Here is a 15492-nt window from a genome sequence, read left to right on the forward strand (position 1 = left end):
TGGAATGTGCCCTGCGGTGCATGGTCATCGAACTGTCATTGATATGAGACGCTGCTGTCATCTTGCGGGCCTAGAGAAGCGCACGCTTTGGATCGCGATGGAGCCGGACATCTCCCGGTCGCGCGGTTCATTGGCATTCCGAATTATCGCGAGAGAGCAGACCCGTGCGGATCATCCAGATTACCGACACTCACCTCAGCCCGTCGAAGACCCATTTCCACAGCAACTGGCAGCCGCTGGCCGACTGGATCGCCGGCGAGAAGCCGGAACTTGTGATCCACACGGGCGATCTGTCGGTGGATGGCGCGGGCACCGAGGAGGATCTGGCCTATTCCGTGAAGCTGCTCAACGCGCTTCCCGTTTCCGTGCTCAGCGTGCCGGGCAATCACGATATCGGCCACATGCATGACGAGGCCCAGCCGGTCGATGCGGAGCGCCTGGAGCGCTGGCGCAGGCTGGTGGGGCCGGAATTCTGGTTTCAGGATACCGACAACTGGCGTCTGATCGGCCTCAACAGCCTTGTTTTCGGCATGGACAATGCGGAAGAAGGCGAACAGTTCGCCTGGCTGGCGGATACGCTGGCAAGCGCCGCGGGCCGCCGCATCGCCATCTTCGCCCACAAGCCCTTATTCGTCGACATGCCCGAAGAGGGCGATACCGGCTATTGGGGCGTCCGGCCGATGGCGCGGCAGAAACTGCTGGACCTCTTCGACCGGTACGACATCGCCATGCACGCCAGCGGCCATCTGCATCGCGCCTGGACCGGCCGGCTGCGTGATACCAGCCTGGTCTGGGCGCCCGCGTCCTCCTTCATCGTCGGCGACATGGAACGCGAAATGCCCGGCGAGAGAATATTGGGCGCCGCTGTCCACACTTTCGCGGACGATATCCAGACCGAAATCGTCGAAATCGCGGAACTATCTCCTTTCGTGCTCGACGACGTAGTCGAGGAAGTTTATCCGCGCGCCCGGCCGGAGGTGAAAGAAGCAGCGGTATGAGTGCTTTTTCCCTCAAGAACATCTCAAAAAGTTACGGTCCTTCGCGGATTCTCGACGACATCACGATCGAGGCCGGGGAGGGGGAGTTCATCGCGCTGGTCGGGCCTTCGGGCTGTGGAAAGTCGACCCTGCTGCGTATCGCGGCCGGGCTCGACCATGGCGATGACGGCAGTGTCTCGATGGGTGGTCGCGATATCACCGCCGAACATCCCGCCGACCGCAATGTCGCGATGGTGTTCCAGTCCTACGCCCTTTATCCGCATCTGACGGCGGCGCAAAACATCGCGGTGCCATTGACGATGCGCAACCTCTCCGCGTTGGAGCGCATGCCGTTCGTCGGACGCCTCATCCCCGGCCGTGCCGAGCGGCAGGTGGCGATCCGGCAGCAGGTCGCCACGACGGCGGCCAGTCTCAGGATCGACCATCTGCTTGATCGCAAGCCCGGTCATATGTCGGGCGGCCAGCGCCAGCGCGTGGCCCTGGCGCGGGCGCTGGTGCGCCAGCCCGGCGTCTTTCTCATGGACGAGCCGCTTTCCAATCTCGACGCGAATCTGCGTGTGCATACCCGTGCCGAAATCGTCGAGCTGCACCGGCGTGCTGGCGTGCCGACGCTTTATGTCACGCACGATCAGGCCGAGGCGCTCAGCATGGCGGATCGCGTAGCGGTGATGATGGGCGGCAAGCTTCTGCAGATCGACGAACCATCGCGCATCTATGACGATCCCAGACATATCGAGGTGGCGCAGTTCATCGGCAGCCCGCGCATCAATGTGCTGGATGCCGTCACATCCGAGAACGGCGCCGTCGTTCTGGGCGGCAACGTTCTGGTGGAGGGCGTCGCCGGGCCGGTCGGCACGCCCGTGCAGATCGCGATCAGGCCGGAGCGGATCAAGCTGCGCCCGGCTGGTGGAGGCGGCATCCCGGCTATCGTCTCGCGTCTTGAATTCCTGGGTTCGGAAGTGATCGTGTTCACGCGGATCGATGGCAGCGATGGCAGCTTCACCATGAAAGCCGCGCCGCAGGATGTCGCGCATGTCGCCGCCGGCATGCCGGTTACGCTCGAGGTCGATCCTGGCGCCTGCCTTGTCTTCGGCAAGGATGGTTTGCGTGTTCCCCTGCGCACTCCGATCAAGCAGATGGCCCATGTCTGAGATCGCGGCCGTCATTACAGGACCGTCGGGGCAGTCGCCCGCCCGTCAGGCGGCTGCGCGTGCGGCGAAACGAGAAGAGCGTGTGGCCTGGCAACTGGCCGCGCCAGCCATTATGCTCATCCTGCTGCTGGTGCTGCTGCCGACCCTGGCGGTCTTCGTCTTCAGCCTGACCAATTACGAGCTGGGCTATGACGATTTCCAGTTCATCGGCTTCGAAAACTACGCTGAGCTCTTCGGCGACCGCACCTTTCTGATTTCGCTGAAGAATACCACGCTCTATACGGCAATCGTCGCGCCCCTTTCGGTTCTGATCGGCTTGGGTGTCGCCCTGCTGATCGAAAGCGAGACGCGTGGGCGGGCGTTTTTCCGTACCGCCTATTTTCTCCCGGTTGCTTCGCTGCTCGTCGCCATGGCGACGGTGTTCCAATATCTGCTTCACCCCACCATCGGCCCGGTGAATGCTATTTTGTCGATGCTCGGCATCGCCGGCCCGAACTGGCTGGGAAGCAGCAGCACCGTCCTGATCAGCCTCGCCATCATCGGCGTCTGGCAATCGGTCGGCTTCAACATGGTGTTGTTTCTCGCTGGGCTTACCGCCATTCCGCGCGAGCTCTATGCGGCGGCGCAGGTCGATGGCGCCAAAAGCAGCTGGGAACGCTTCCGGCTCGTTACCTGGCCGATGCTCGGACCGACCACGCTCTTCGTCACCACCATCAGCATCATCAATGCCGTCAAGGTGTTCGAGACCGTCAAGACGCTCACCGAGGGCGGGCCGAACAAGAGCTCGGAAGTGCTTTTGTGGACGATCTATCAGGAGGGCTTCGTCTATCTGCGCGTCGGCTATGCCTCGGCGATGACGGTCATCTTCCTCGCCGTGCTCATCGTCCTGATGATCCTTCAGTACAGGGTTGTCGACCGGAAGGTGCATTACGCATGAGCCTGCTGTCACTCATTTCACCGCGCAACCTGCGCCTCGCCCTCCTCTCTCTGGGAGCGCTCGTCTTCCTGGCGCCCTATATCTGGATGCTTTCGACGGCGGCGAAATCGCGCGAGGAGATCTTCTCCTCGTCACTGTCGCTCTGGCCGCACCACTGGGCCCTTTGGGAGAACCTCGGCAAGGCGTTTTCGCGCGTGCCGATGCTGCAGCTTCTTTTCAACGGCGTTTTCGTCTGCGCGCTGATCTTCTTCGTGCAGGTCGTCATCGCCATCCCCTGCGCCTACGCCATGGCGAAGCTGAAGTTCCGGGCGGCGCAGACGATGATGACGCTGGTCATGCTGGGACTGCTCGTCCCCATCCATGCGACCGCTTTGCCAATCTATGTGGCCCTGAACAAGACAGGCATGCTGAACAGCTATTTCGCCCTTTCGGCACCGTTCTTCATTTCGGTGTTCGGCATCTTTCTGTTCCTGCAGTTCTTCCGCGCGATGCCTGACGATCTGATCTCCGCCGCCCGGCTCGACGGCATGTCGGAGGCGGCGATCGTCAGCCGCGTCATCGTTCCCAATGCCTGGCCGGCGGTAACGGCCTTCGCGATCTTCTCGGTCGTGGCGCATTGGAACGATCTGTTCTGGCCCCTGATCGTCGTCACCAGCACCGAACGTGCCACGCCGCCCCTCGGCCTTCTGTTCTTCCGCGCCGCCGAGGCAGGCGACGATTACGGAGCGCTGATGGCCGCGACGCTCGTCGTGACGCTGCCGTTGGTGGCGGCATTTCTGGCGGCGCAGCGCCGCTTCATCGAAGGCATCACGCTGACAGGCCTGAAGGGCTGACCAGCCGATCGACAACTTGTGCTAACTCAGGAGAGAACCATGCACTTCTTGCGAAAGACGATTGCCGCAGCGGCGATCGCGACGGGGCTTTGCGTGCCGGCCTTCGCCGAGACGACACTCAATGTGCACTATCCGATGCCTGGATTCTTCAAGGATGTGATGGACGTCATCTCCAGGAAGTTCATGGAGGAAAACCCGGATATCCGCATCAACTTCGTCAGCCCGTCGGCGACCTATGAAGAGGGCATCCAGACCATAATGCGCCAGGCCGGGACGTCGGAATCACCCGACATCACCTTTATCGGCCTCAACCGGCTGCGGATGCTCGCCGAGCGCAATGTGAATGTCGATCTCAAGCCGTTCATCACCAGGGATGGCAATATGGCGGAGCAGGGCTTCAGCGACCATATCCTGCGCCTGGCCCGGGTCGGCGATCAGCAGGTCGGCCTCGCCTTCGCGACGTCCAATCCGATCATGTATTACAATGCCGATCTGGTGCGCGCCGCGGGCGGCGATCCCGATCAGCCGCCGAAGACCTGGGACGAGGTCATCGCGCTTGGCGGCAAGATCAAGGCGCTCGGCAACGGCAATGACGGTATCGATTTCCGCTGGCAGGGCGACGACTGGATGTTCTCCGCGCTGCTTTTCGGCGCCGGCGGCACGATGCTCTCTCCTGATGAAAAGAAGGTCGCCTTCAATGGCCCGGAGGGAAAGGCCGCGGTCGAGCTGGTCAGCCGGATGGTCAAGGAAGGCGGCATGCCGGTTTTCACCAAGCAGGCGGGCGAGCAGGCCTTCGTCGCCGGCAAGGTGGGCTTCGCCTTCCAGACGACGGGCGCATTGCGCAACACGATCAAGAATGTCGGTGACAAATTTGATCTGCGCACGGCGCAGATACCGCTGCTCGATCCTGAAAAGGGCAGGCTGCCGACGGGCGGCAATGCTGTCGTGATCCTCACCAGGGATACGGCGAAGCAGGACGCCGCCTGGAAATTCGCCAAATTCGCCGCCGGCCCCTACGGCGCTTCCGTGGTCGTGCCGGGAACGGGCTACGTGCCGAACAACGAGCTTGCCGCGAAATCGGATGAATATCTCGCCGATTTCTACGAGAAGAACCCGCTGTTCAAAGCCGGCCTCAGCCAGATGAACCTGATGATCCCATGGTATGCCTTTCCCGGAACGAACGGCGTGAAGGTGACGCAGACCATCGTCGACAATCTCTCGCGCGTCGTAGAGCAATCGGCGACGCCGGATGAAGCGCTGGCCGATGCGGCCGATGAGGTGCAGAGGCTACTGCCGCGGCGCTGAGCGCCATACCTGATCAAATTGCTTCGCCATATACGGCGGCAACCGATCGACAGAGAGACCGGCGATTCGGCTGGTCTCTTTTTTATCAAGCCGAGTTCTTGCGGCGAAGTTCGGCTCATTTCCCGGCACGTTCCGAAAGACTTCAGTTTCAAGGGTGACGAGCAAGCCCACTACAGGCGTTCAGCGAGCATTCTGACGAGCTTATCTCTTAAACGCCAAGCCATCAGCACCGAGGATGCCGTCAAGCTTTGGAAACGCGGACGGCCCGATGCCATGGAGCTTCGCGAGGTCCGCGCGGGTCCACTTGGCGAGGTCACTGGTGGTGAAAATACCGTTGTTGATCAATGCGCGTTGGGCAGGTTTTGACAACACCGAGAATGACTTGCCGAGACGGGAATAGTCGAATTGGGCTGTCTTTTCCTTGTCGCAGGGTTGCACGTTAACTCTTCCTCCGTCTGCATCTGTAGCCAGACGAGACTATCATAGGGAAACATGTGCGTGGAAGCTGGACGTGTGCGTCGTAACGGATGCACGGCGTATAAGGAATATGCCGAAATTTCCGCGCCTTGCACTGCCGGAAAACCAATGTTAGAGCAACTTTCGATTCAAATTGCGCGATTTTTCCGCCGAAAATTGCGCTAACCTTTTCAAAAAAGCCGAAAAATATCGCGGCATTCGGCCTGATTTCCGCGAAAAACAAAGTGGAGGAATACATGCAACGTCGTCATTTCCTGATGGGAGCTGCGGCCCTTTCCGTATTGGGCGCCTCGAATGTCAAATCCCTGGCGCAGACCGATGGGGCGCTCGAGAAGACCAGCCTGACACTGGGCGTCGGCGGCAAGCCCCTCCTTTACTATCTCCCGCTGACGATCGCCGAGCGCCGCGGCTTCTTCAAGGAAGAAGGGCTCGATGTTGCGGTCAACGATTTCGGCGGCGGCTCGAAATCCCTGCAGGCGCTGATCGGCGGATCGGTGGATGCGGTCACCGGCGCTTATGAACACACCATCCGCATGCAGGTCAAAGGTCAAGATATCCGCGCCCTGTGCGAGCTCGGGCGGTTCCCGGCCATCGTGATTGCCGTGCGCAAGGAACTGGCGGACAAGATCAAGTCGCCCGCCGATTTCGCCGGATACAAGATCGGCGTCACCGCGCCGGGCTCCTCGACGGCGCTCACCGCGCAATATGCCATGGTCAAGGCCGGGCTGAAGGCGAGCGATGCACCGCTCATCGGCGTCGGCGGCGGTGCCAGCGCGGTCGCTGCCGTCAAGCAGGGGCAGGTCGATATCATTTCCCACCTCGATCCGGTTATCGCCAAGCTCGAAGCCGACGGCGATATCGAGGTTGTCATTGACACGCGCACAGAGGAGGGCACGAAGGCGCTGTTCGGCGGCTCGAACCCGGCGGCGGTGCTTTACGTCAAGAAGGAATTCGCCGACGAGAACCCCAATACGTCGCGGGCATTGGTCAGAGCCTTCACCAAATCCCTGAAATGGATCCATGCGGCCTCGCCCGACGAGATCGCCGATACGGTGCCGGCGGAATATCTCCTGGGTGACAGGCCGCTCTATTTGCAGGCGGTCAAGAACTCGATGCCGACCTATTCCCTCGACGGTGTGCTTACCATGGAAGGCATGCAGTCCGTGCTCAACACGCTGAAGACACTCGATCCGCAATTCGCCAATGCCGATGTCGACCTCGCGGCGACCTTCGACGGCCGCTTCGTCCAGGGATAAGCGGTGTCAATGAAGATCGAGCAGGAGCCCCAGGGCGGGGGAGGCGGGCATTCGCAATCCCATGCCGTCGAGCTGCAGGATGTCGCCATTGCGTTTCCGATGACCGACGGCACACGCTATGAGGCCGTCGGACAGACACAGCTGAAGGTAAAGGACCGCGAATTCGTGGCGATCGTCGGGCCGACCGGCTGCGGCAAGTCCACGCTGCTCAATGCGACAGCCGGTCTTCTTGTCCCGGCTGAGGGGCGCGTCAGGATCTTCGGCAAGGATCACACCGGACTGAACAGGCATGCTGGCTATCTCTTTCAGCAGGATTCGCTGATGCCCTGGAAGACCTCGATCGACAATGTGGCGATCGGGCTCGAGATCGCGGGCACGCCGCGCCGCGAGGCGCTGGAGAAAGCGCGCGCCTGGATGGGCAAGGTGGGGCTCGCCGCCTTTTGCGACCGTTATCCGCACATGCTCTCGGGCGGCCAACGCAAGCGCGTCGGCCTGGCGCAGGTATTGATCCGCGATCCCAAGATCATCCTGATGGACGAGCCTTTCGGACCGCTCGATGCGCAGACGCGGCTCATCATGGGTGATCTCCTGCTCGATCTGTGGTCGGCCGACCGCAAGGCGGTGATGTTCGTAACCCATGATCTCGACGAGGCGATCAGCCTTGCCGACCGGGTCATCATCATGTCGGCGGGCCCGTCGTCGCGGATCATCGGGGATTACACCATTCCCCTGCCGCGCCCACGCGAGATAGCCGACATCAAGTCGGAGCCGCAGTTCCAGGAGATACATCGCGAAATCTGGAACGCGCTGAAGGAAGAAGTGCTCAAGGGTTACAGACAGGTGGAAGAGCGGCAATGATCGACAAGCGCATATTGTTCCTGCTGCAACTGTCGGTGGCGGTGATCGTGCTCATCGTCTGGCACGTCGCGTCGACGACAACGCTTTTCGGCGATCCCAAGAACATCCGCTTCTTCTTCGGCGAACCCATTGCGGTGGGCCAGAGGATCATCGACTGGTTCGCCGACGGTTCCATCTGGTATCATCTCGGCATCACGCTGACGGAAGCCGCGCTCGCCTTCATCATCGGCTCCGTAGGCGGCGTGATCATCGGCTTCTGGTTCGCGCGCAAGCCCCTGCTCGCGGCCGTTTTCGACCCCTATGTGAAAGCCGCCAATGCCCTGCCGCGTGTCGTGCTCGCGCCGATATTCGCGCTCTGGCTCGGCCTTGGCATCTGGTCCAAGGTGGCGCTCGGTGTGACGCTGGTCTTCTTCATCGTCTTCTTCAACGTTTATCAGGGCGTCAAGGAAGTGAGCCCCACCATTCTTTCGAATGCCCGGATGCTCGGCATGAACGGGCGCCAGCTCTTGCGCCATGTCTATCTGCCTTCGGCGATGTCGTGGATGTTTTCCTCGCTCCACACCTCCGTCGGCTTCGCCGTGGTCGGCGCCGTGGTCGGCGAGTATCTCGGTTCGGCAGCCGGGCTCGGCTATCTCATCCACGAAGCGGAAAGCGTCTTCGATGTCACGGGCGTTTTCGCCGGCATGGTCGTGTTGACATTCTTCGTGCTGCTTGTCGATTGGGTTGTCAGCCTGGTGGAGAACCGCCTTCTCGTTTGGCGACCGAAGCCGGCTAACTAAAAAGTGTGGCGGAGAGCGATCAGTCGCCCTCCGCCTTTTGAGCAAATCCGAGAAGAGTGGGAGCCGGACCTATCTCAAACGGTCAAGCGGTTATTCGGCGGCGATCCTTGTCACGCCATTCACCTCGATCAGGCGCTTGAGGATCGCGCATTCATCGGCGGTCAGGTCGGTGAGGGGCGGGCGCACCGGTCCGGGGTTCTCGCCCAGAACCTTCAGGCCTGCCTTGATGATGGAGACCGCATAGCCCTTCTTCCTGTTGCGCAGCGCCACCAGCGGAAAGAAGAAGTCCTTCAGGATCTGGTCGACAACCGCCTGGTTGCCGCTACGCAGTGCCCGATAGAACGTCTGGGCGAGTTCCGGCACAAAGTTGAACACGGCGGAAGAATAGGTGGTGACGCCGGCGGCGAAATAGGCCTGGGCGTAGACCTCGTGGGTCGGCATCCCGCCTACATAGACCAGCCGGTCGCCGAGCTTGGTCGTGATCTCGATCACCTTGTCGACATCGCCCACGCCGTCCTTGAAGCCGACCAGATTGGGGCACTCGTCGCAAAGCCTGGCCAGGCTGTCCGCCGTCAGGATCGCATTGTCGCGATTATAGACGACGACGCCGATGCCGACCGCCTGGCAGACGGCCCTGACATGCGCGATCAGGCCTTCCTGTTCGGCAAACATGAGATAGGGCGGCAGGAGCAGCAGCCCGTCGGCGCCGGCTTTTTCGGCGGATTTGGCGATTTCGACGGCCAGAGCGGTACCGTAACCCGTGCCTGATATGATCGGCGTCTTGCCCGCGGAGACTTTCGCGGCGCGAACGACATCCGGTATTTCGGACGGGTTCAGGGAAAAGAACTCGCCTGTACCGCCGGCGGCGAAAAGGACGGCGGCGTCATAACCGGCCAGCCATTCGATATGTCGGCGATACCGTGCCTCGTCAAATTGCAGATTGTCGTCGAAATGCGTGACCGGGAAGGAAAGCAATCCCGAACCGATCGCCTGCTTGAGAGCCTGTAGATCCATAATATCCTCTGGAGCAAACCACGTTGATCCCTGCCTATCATGTCATATGTCATCATACAAGTCAGGATCGATATTCCTTCCGTGCTCGCTCGGTTCAGCCGCTGGACGGCTTCTCCATGGCAAGGCGCAGCCGATCGCGGCTGCTGCCCAGATGCAGCCGCATCGCCGCGCGCGCGGCATCGGGGTCCTGATTTCTGATGGCGAGGTAGATCTGCTGATGTTCCTGGCTGATCCGCTTGAGATATTCCTGCTGGGTCGCGCCGTTGAGCTTGTGCGTCTGCATCCGCGCGCGCGGAATGAGCACCTCGCCCAAATAGTTGAAAATAGATAGAAAATGCTTGTTCTTCGTGGCGCCGGCGATCGCCCGGTGGAAAGCCAGGTCGGGATGAATGGAGCTCTCACCGCGGGATATCGTCTCCTGCATCAGGTCGAGCGCGTCCCGCATTTTCCCGAGATCCTCATCGTCCCGGCGTATGGCCGCAAGTGCCGCCACTTCCAGCTCTATGCTGATGCGCAGTTCCATAACGCTCAGGATTTCTTCCACCAGTTCAAGGTTTTCTTCCTCGATGCGGAAGGCATTCGAGGGGATATCCTTGAGAACGAACACTCCGACACCCTGTTGTGATTGAACCAGGCCCTTGGCCTTGAGGTTGGAAACCGCTTCGCGAACCACGGTGCGGCTGACATTGAATTCGGCAATCAGCTCCTGTTCGGTCGGAAGCTTATCTCCGCGCTTGTAGCGGCCGGCGGCAATCCGCTGCGCGACTTCCTTAACGAGTTGATCCGTAAGCGTTTCTTTTTTTCCAAAGTCTGCCATTCGTTCCACTCTCGCGCCCAGTCGCGTAGGATCATCCTTCATTGCCGTCAGAACCGGCAGGGTGCGCCAATTGGTTATCACATATTCGCGCCGAGGGAAATTTGAGGCAATTGCCAAATACGATGTCATACAAGATCATCGTTGCATCGAATTGCCGTGGCATTCAAGGGACGAGCACGGCCGCGCCCTTGAGGCGGCCGGCGCGCAGATCCGACAGTGCGTCATTGGCGCGTTCCAGCGGGTAGGGGATGGTGTGCGTGCGCACGCCGGCTTTTGCGGCTAAGGGGAAGAACTCGGTCGCGTCCGCGCGGGTCAAGTTGGCCACCGACACGAGCTGGCGCTCCTCCCACAGGATGGAATAGTGCATCGACGGAATGTCGCTCATGTGAATGCCGCCGCACACCACCCGTCCGCCCTTGCGCACGGCTTTCAGCGCCGCCGGAACGAGCGCCCCGACCGGAGCGAAGATGATGGCTGCATCCAGCGGCACCGGCGGTGGCCTGTCGGAGCCGCCTGCCCAGGCTGCGCCGAGGTCCAGGGCAAAGCGCTGCGCCGCTACATCGTCCGGCCGGGTGAAGGCATGGACCTCACGCCCCTGCCAGACGCAGACCTGCGCTATGATATGGGCGGCTGCGCCGAAGCCGTAGAGCCCGATCCGCTTTCCGTTCCCGGCCTTTTTGAGCGACCGCCAGCCGATCAGCCCCGCGCAGAGAAGCGGCGCGAGCGAGACCGGATCGGCTTCCGGATCGAGATCGAAGGCGAAATCCGCATCGGCCACGACATGGTTGGCAAAGCCGCCGTCGCGCGTATAGCCGGTGAACAGGGGCCGGTCGCAAAGGTTTTCCGCGCCCGAAAGACAGAAGGAACATGCGCCGCAGGTGTGGCCGAGCCAGGGCACGCCGACGCGGCGGCCGGTTCTTGCCCGATCGACGCCTTCCCCGACCCGATCAACGATGCCGACGATCTCGTGTCCCGGCACGAGCGGCAGCTTCGGGTTCTTCAGATCGCCGTCGACCACATGAAGATCAGTGCGGCAGACCGCGCAGGCTTCGACCCCGAGCCTTAATTCGCCGCGCCCGGGCAGCGGGTCCGCACGTTCGGTATAGACCAGCGGCTTGCCCACTTCTTCCAGTATCATGGCCTTCATGACGGCTGGTCCTTCATCCCGATTATCCTGCGAATGATGCGATCGAAGACGAAAAGATCAGCAGGCAAGCGTATCCGGCTGCACCCGCCAGCAGGCTGAATGCCGCGAGCGGCATTGAGAACCGCAGCGGGCCGGCGGCCATGGCAAGAGCCAGCCGGACGATCCCGTTGGTGAGGAGTGCCGCAAGCACGGCGATGCCCGCCACTTCGGCGGAAACGGATTGCTTGACCAGGCGAAGGGCGCCCAGTACCGCGACATCCACGTCGAAGGCGCCGGAAAGCGCGGTTGTTGCCAGCAACCCGCTTGTGCCGAAGGCTCCCGATAGCGCGGCGCTCGCCGTTGCCACCACCGCGAAGAGGAGCGCAAAGAGAAGGAGCGCACCTAGTTCGAAAGGGTTGCGGGCCGTGGCGCCGGAGATGCTTTCGTCGCTGCCGCGCATCAGCATGAATGCGCCGCCGAGCCCGAAGCAGGCTGAAGCGACGAGCACCGGCACGGCGATCGTGGCGAGAACCCGGGGTTCGATGATGGCGACGATCGCCGAAACGCGTAATATCGAAACCATGGCGGCCAGGCAGGCCGCGCCGGAAAAGGGCAGGGGGCGTGCATGGCCTTTGGCGGTGCGCGCCAGCGCCAGGGTCATGGCGGTAGACGAGACAAGGGCGCCGGCCAGAACGCTGACGAGCAGGCCGCGGGTCTCGCCAAAAACGCGCACGGCGATATAGCCGAGAAAGGAAATCGCGGCGACAAGGACGGTGAAGAACCAGATTTGCCACGGGTTCAGGCCGCCCCATGGGTCGATGGGGCGATCGGGTAGAAGCGGGAGGATGACGGCGGTCATGACGGCAAGTGTCAGCGCGGAGCGAAGCTCGACCCATGTCAGCTTCCGCAACAGGCCGTGCAGCAATTCCCGGCTGGCAAGGATTGCCGCCAGTCCCGCCCCGCCGCCGGCCGCCGCGCTGACATCGCTCGCGACCGCCAGCGCTCCGAGCGCGAAAACGCAGAGTGCCGCGACAACGCTCGTTACGCTGAAATCCTCGTCACGGGTAGCTTCGCGGGATTTATACCACGCGAAAATGACCGCGAAACCCAGGAAGCCGGCGATGAGCACCGCGGTGGAGCCGAGCGCGCCGCCGAGTGCCGCGAATATCCCACCCAGGAGACCGGAGATGCCGAAGGTGCGGATACCGGCGGTGCGGCTGTGATCAGGTGCGTCCCGCTCGCGCCAGCCGCGTTCGAGGCCGACGAGCAGACCGATGGCGAGCGCCAGGCCGAGCTTGGCGATCAGCGTTTCCATCTGCTTGCATCAGCGGGCGAGATGCGGACGAAGGTGGATGAGAAATATGCGTTTTTCATCAAATCTTCTTCCTTTCGGCAAAAAATAAAATCCTGTCGGTTTTTGTGCAATGCCGCTTTGACGCCAGTCAAGACGAATAGAAAGAGACGTTACGCATCTGTCGCATGATTGAAATGGAACGATGCGACCATCCCCATTTCGGAGGCAAGATCGCATGCGGCTCGCTGTCTACAATGTCGAAAACCTGTTTGACCGCGCCAAGGCTATGAACCTTGGAAGCTGGGAAGAAGGCCGTCCCGTTCTCGACCGCTTCGCGGCGCTCAACGGTCTGCTCGGACAGGTGAGCTATGGCGGCGGCGACAGGGCGAAGATGGCGACGCTGATGATCGAACTCGGGCTGGAGAAATCCGATACCGGGCCGTTCGTTCTCCTGCGTCGCAATCGCGGAGGCCTGCTCAAGCGGCCGAAGACGGGCGGAATAGAGATCACCGCCGGAGGGCGCGCCGATTGGGTCGGTTCCCTGGAGCTCCGCGACGAGCCGATCAACGAGCATGCCATGCGCAACACGGCCCGGGTGATGAGCGACCTCGGCGCCGACGTGCTTGGCGTGGTCGAGGCTGAAAGCCGGCCGGTTCTCTCCGCCTTCAATCGCGAAATCCTCTCCGCCATAGGTGGCGCGCCCTTTCGCCATGTCATGGTGATCGATGGCAATGACGAGCGCGGCATCGATGTCGGGCTGATGAGCCGCGAGGGCTATCCGATCGGCGCAATGCGCAGCCATGTGGACGATCTTCTTCCAAATGGTGAGCCGGTCTTCTCCCGCGATTGTCCCGAGTTCGAGATCACGACACCGGGAGGTGCGCGTCTCGTCGTCATGGTCAATCATCTGAAGAGCAAGGGCTATGGCGGCAAGGCCGCATCCGACGCCAGGCGCAAGGCGCAGGCTCGGCGGATCGCCGAAATCTATGAAGGCCTCATCGGCCAGGGCGTCGAATATATAGCCGTCATCGGCGATCTCAACGACACGCCCGGCAGCGCTCCACTCAAGCCGCTGATCGAGAACACCGATCTGACCGATATATTCGAGCACGTTGCCTTCGATGATGGCGGTTATCCCGGCACTTATGGCTCCTGCACCGCAGCCAACAAGATCGACTATATACTGCTCTCGCCCGCGCTTTATGCCAAGGTCGTCGCCGGCGGCATTTTCCGCAAGGGAATGTGGCCGGGCGTGCGGCCGAAGAAGTGGAATGTCTATGATGAGCTGAAACGCCCCGAGGAGGCGGGCTCGGACCATGCCGCGCTGTGGGTCGATCTCGACATCTAGGAGTTCTTGGCGCTTGGTCATTTATTCGATAGGTTCGCGCGGGCGAGGTGGCAAGATATGAGTGATGCGGCTATGGCGACCGGGGATATGGGCGAGCGGAAGGGGAGCGCGGCCGAAGTTTTCGCCGCCTTCCTCAAGCTTGGGTTGACTTCCTTCGGCGGACCGATCGCGCATCTCGGTTACTTCCGCGACGAATTGGTGGTGCGCCGGCGCTGGATAGACGAGAAGGGCTATGCCGATCTCGTGGCGCTCTGCCAGTTCCTGCCCGGCCCGGCATCGAGCCAGACCGGTTTCGCGCTGGGCCTGGTGCGTGGCGGACCGCTGGGCGCCGCCGCTGCCTGGGCCGCGTTCACTCTTCCTTCGGCAATCCTGCTCGTGCTTTTCGCGTTCGGTGCGGCCTGGTTCGGCGGGCCGGTCGGCTCCGGCATCATCCATGGGCTCAAGGTCGTGGCCGTCGCCATCGTCGCCCAGGCGGTCTGGGGCATGGCGAAAAACCTCTGCCCCGACAAGGAGCGCGCCACCATCGCGCTCGCAGCCGTGCTCATCGTGGTTCTCCTGGCGGGATCGCTCGGACAGATAGCGGCGATCGTCGTTGGCGGCCTTGTCGGTCTCTGGCTGTGCCGGACTTCGGGTGAAGCGATCACCGGGCATGTGCGCTTTCCCGTCTCGCGCGCCGCGGGTGCTGCGGCGCTTGCCGCCTTCTTTATCCTCTTGATCGGTATACCGATCATCGCCGCGGCCATCTCCAGCCAGGGGCTGGCGGTCTTCGACGCGTTCTATCGTGCGGGATCGCTGGTGTTCGGCGGCGGCCATGTCGTCCTGCCGTTGCTCGAGGCGGAAGTGGTGCGGCCCGGCTGGGTATCGGCCGGTGAGTTCCTGGCCGGCTATGGCGCGGCGCAGGCCGTGCCAGGCCCGCTGTTCACCTTCGCCGCCTATCTCGGCACTGTGCTTGGGCCCGAACCCAACGGCCTGCCGGGAGCTGCCATCGCCCTTGTCGCGGTGTTCCTGCCGGGGCTTCTGCTGCTGATCGGAATCATTCCGTTCTGGGATGCGTTCCGTGCGCGGGCGAGCGCCCAGGCGCTCATGCGCGGCGCCAACGCGGCGGTCGTCGGCATTCTGGGAGCCGCGCTCTATAACCCGGTCTGGACCAGCGCCATTGTCGGCCCGTACGAATTCGCGCTGGCGATTACCTGCTTTGTCCTGCTCATGGCATGGAAGTTGCCGCCATGGATCGTCGTCCTGGTCGCGGCGGCGGGCGGTGTGCTTATTGGCTCCGTTGGAGCAGCACCGGGGCCCTGA

General features: G+C 62.0%; 15 protein-coding genes. 10 read left to right on the forward strand and 5 right to left on the reverse strand.

What is annotated here, in order from left to right; all coding sequences use genetic code 11:
* The first annotated feature begins 164 nt into the window (after positions 1-164).
* From ATN84_RS21220 to ATN84_RS21240, 5 genes are read left to right on the forward strand one after another with little or no spacing between them, the layout of a single operon-like run.
* Positions 165-998, forward strand: a complete 834-nt coding sequence (locus ATN84_RS21220; RefSeq protein WP_068884509.1) for a metallophosphoesterase family protein — start codon at positions 165-167, stop codon at positions 996-998.
* Positions 995-2149, forward strand: coding sequence for an ABC transporter ATP-binding protein (locus tag ATN84_RS21225; RefSeq protein WP_068884510.1), 1155 nt, complete (start codon positions 995-997; stop codon positions 2147-2149). The genes ATN84_RS21220 and ATN84_RS21225 overlap by 4 nt, the downstream gene beginning before the upstream one ends.
* Positions 2142-3086 (forward strand): carbohydrate ABC transporter permease, encoded by a 945-nt coding sequence (locus tag ATN84_RS21230; RefSeq protein WP_068884511.1) that lies wholly within the window; start codon positions 2142-2144, stop codon positions 3084-3086. Before ATN84_RS21225 ends, ATN84_RS21230 begins: the two co-directional genes overlap by 8 nt.
* A complete protein-coding gene (locus ATN84_RS21235) occupies positions 3083-3919 on the forward strand; it encodes a carbohydrate ABC transporter permease (protein ID WP_068884512.1) in 837 nt (278 codons plus the stop codon). The genes ATN84_RS21230 and ATN84_RS21235 overlap by 4 nt, the downstream gene beginning before the upstream one ends.
* Positions 3920-3958: 39 nt before the next feature.
* Positions 3959-5224 (forward strand): ABC transporter substrate-binding protein, encoded by a 1266-nt coding sequence (locus ATN84_RS21240; protein WP_068884513.1) that lies wholly within the window; start codon positions 3959-3961, stop codon positions 5222-5224.
* A 201-nt stretch (positions 5225-5425) separates the two neighbouring features.
* On the opposite strand, the gene ATN84_RS21245 is transcribed toward ATN84_RS21240, so the two are convergent.
* Positions 5426-5662, reverse strand: coding sequence for a helix-hairpin-helix domain-containing protein (locus tag ATN84_RS21245; protein ID WP_068884514.1), 237 nt, complete (start codon positions 5660-5662; stop codon positions 5426-5428).
* 275 nt (positions 5663-5937) lie between these two features.
* Here ATN84_RS21245 and ATN84_RS21250 point away from each other — a divergent pair, with 275 nt between their 5' ends.
* The 3 genes from ATN84_RS21250 to ATN84_RS21260 are packed head-to-tail and all read left to right on the forward strand — an operon-like array spanning position 5938 to position 8594.
* Positions 5938-6957 carry an ABC transporter substrate-binding protein gene (locus tag ATN84_RS21250; protein WP_068884752.1) on the forward strand — a complete coding sequence of 340 codons (1020 nt, stop codon included), beginning with the start codon at positions 5938-5940 and terminating at the stop codon, positions 6955-6957.
* Between the two features lie 9 nt (positions 6958-6966).
* Positions 6967-7815 carry an ABC transporter ATP-binding protein gene (locus tag ATN84_RS21255; protein ID WP_068884515.1) on the forward strand — a complete coding sequence of 283 codons (849 nt, stop codon included), beginning with the start codon at positions 6967-6969 and terminating at the stop codon, positions 7813-7815.
* A complete protein-coding gene (locus ATN84_RS21260) occupies positions 7815-8594 on the forward strand; it encodes an ABC transporter permease (RefSeq protein ID WP_068884753.1) in 780 nt (259 codons plus the stop codon). Before ATN84_RS21255 ends, ATN84_RS21260 begins: the two co-directional genes overlap by 1 nt.
* 90 nt (positions 8595-8684) lie before the next feature.
* On the opposite strand, the gene kdgD is transcribed toward ATN84_RS21260, so the two are convergent.
* From kdgD to ATN84_RS21280, 4 genes are all read right to left on the reverse strand, one after another.
* A complete protein-coding gene (gene kdgD / locus ATN84_RS21265) occupies positions 8685-9608 on the reverse strand; it encodes a 5-dehydro-4-deoxyglucarate dehydratase (protein WP_068884516.1) in 924 nt (307 codons plus the stop codon).
* A 94-nt stretch (positions 9609-9702) separates the two neighbouring features.
* Positions 9703-10425: a FadR/GntR family transcriptional regulator gene (locus ATN84_RS21270; protein ID WP_068884517.1), complete on the reverse strand. Its 723-nt coding sequence runs from the start codon at positions 10423-10425 to the stop codon at positions 9703-9705.
* 163 nt (positions 10426-10588) lie between these two features.
* Positions 10589-11572 carry a zinc-dependent alcohol dehydrogenase family protein gene (locus ATN84_RS21275; RefSeq protein ID WP_068884518.1) on the reverse strand — a complete coding sequence of 328 codons (984 nt, stop codon included), beginning with the start codon at positions 11570-11572 and terminating at the stop codon, positions 10589-10591.
* A gap of 22 nt (positions 11573-11594) precedes the next feature.
* Positions 11595-12866, reverse strand: coding sequence for an MgtC/SapB family protein (locus tag ATN84_RS21280; RefSeq protein ID WP_068884519.1), 1272 nt, complete (start codon positions 12864-12866; stop codon positions 11595-11597).
* Positions 12867-13080: 214 nt separating this feature from the next.
* Here ATN84_RS21280 and ATN84_RS21285 point away from each other — a divergent pair, with 214 nt between their 5' ends.
* Positions 13081-14193 carry an endonuclease/exonuclease/phosphatase family protein gene (locus ATN84_RS21285; protein ID WP_068884520.1) on the forward strand — a complete coding sequence of 371 codons (1113 nt, stop codon included), beginning with the start codon at positions 13081-13083 and terminating at the stop codon, positions 14191-14193.
* 57 nt (positions 14194-14250) lie between these two features.
* A complete protein-coding gene (gene chrA / locus ATN84_RS21290; RefSeq protein ID WP_068884521.1) occupies positions 14251-15492 on the forward strand; it encodes a chromate efflux transporter in 1242 nt (413 codons plus the stop codon).

Source organism: Paramesorhizobium deserti (genome assembly GCF_001558695.1).
Classification (GTDB): domain Bacteria; phylum Pseudomonadota; class Alphaproteobacteria; order Rhizobiales; family Rhizobiaceae; genus Paramesorhizobium; species Paramesorhizobium deserti.